General features: G+C 70.5%; 2 protein-coding genes and 1 pseudogene. 2 read left to right on the top strand and 1 reads right to left on the bottom strand.

Annotated elements, in window-relative coordinates; translation table 11 throughout:
* Both AC1D15_RS34235 and AC1D15_RS34230 read left to right on the top strand, forming a co-directional pair.
* Positions 1–457: hypothetical protein (locus tag AC1D15_RS34235; RefSeq protein WP_477829576.1), on the top strand; the 457-nt coding region annotated here is incomplete at its 5' end.
* 19 nt (positions 458–476) lie between these two features.
* Complete coding sequence (locus AC1D15_RS34230) at positions 477–743, top strand: hypothetical protein (RefSeq protein WP_465111728.1); 267 nt, start codon at positions 477–479, stop codon at positions 741–743.
* 21 nt (positions 744–764) lie between these two features.
* Here the strand turns inward: AC1D15_RS34230 and AC1D15_RS34225 are convergent.
* Positions 765–1,002 (bottom strand): annotated as a pseudogene (locus AC1D15_RS34225) (SAM-dependent methyltransferase); the annotation flags it as partial.

Here is a 1,002-nt window from a genome sequence, read left to right as displayed (position 1 = left end):
CTACATGGGCTACGAGACCCTGGTCCCGCCTTACGGACTGACGCTTCAATGGGCGGGCGGCACACCGCTGGAGTTCACCGCCCTGGGCCTGTCGGTCTTCGACAACGGGACGACCCAATTGCCGATCCCCACCTCGAGCGACACCGTATCGTTCAACACCCAGCACAACAACGTCGGCTACAACATGACGCTGTTCGGCCCGGACACGTCCTTCACGGGCAACAGCCTGCCGACCACCCAGTGGCTCAACACGCTGTGGACCAGCGGCCTGTTCAGCATCAGCGACTACAACATCTTCCGGGTCGTGCTGACGGCTGACATCCTCAGCGTCTCGGTCAGCGCCGTGCCCGAACTGCCGGTCGCCTCGCTGCTGCTGGCCGGCCTGGGCGCACTGGCGTTGATGCAGTTGGCGACTGCACGCCGCCGCAGGCCCGCCGCCATGCCGCTCGCGGCCTGACACCCAACGGTCCATCCCCATGACGCTCGACCAGTTGCAGGCTGTCAAGCAGTGGCATGTCGGCCACCGCGAGCTGCAGCCGGTCGAGTACCACACCTGGGATGCCGTGCTGACGCTCTGGGTGATGGGCTGGATGGGGCTGCCGGCCTCGCTGCTGCTGCGCCAGCCGGTCGTGGCCGGCGCCTGCGTGCTGCTGTTCTTCGTACCCGGGCGCTATGTGGCGCTGCGGCGCTGGCTGCACCGGGCCCGGCGGCTGCGCTGCGACTGGCTGACCTCGCTGCGCTGAAGCGCGCTCACGCCAGCCCGGCTACGCGTCCTTGCGCACCGCGACGATGTGCGCCTGGATCTGCCCGTCCACCGCACCCCGCCCGAAGCGCGCGGCCAGCGCGTCGGCGCAGGCCGCCGTCGCCTCGGCCAGGTCGCCGGCAGACCGCGCCTCGATCTCGCTGCGCAACGGCGTGCCCTCGCAGTAGGCCCGGGCCGCCACCTGCGCCGACGCGGCCCGGCTGCGCGCGGGCAGCGTCTCGAAGTGCACCGTCTCGCGC

It is taken from the genome of Rhizobacter sp. P2_H2, assembly GCF_056403375.1.
This window is presented reverse-complemented; position numbering and strand designations above follow the sequence as displayed.

Bases quoted from the DNA above. Each gene is read 5' to 3' on its own strand.
- AC1D15_RS34230 (WP_465111728.1), top strand. From the start codon at position 477: ATGACGCTCGACCAGTTGCAGGCTGTCAAGCAGTGGCATGTCGGCCAC.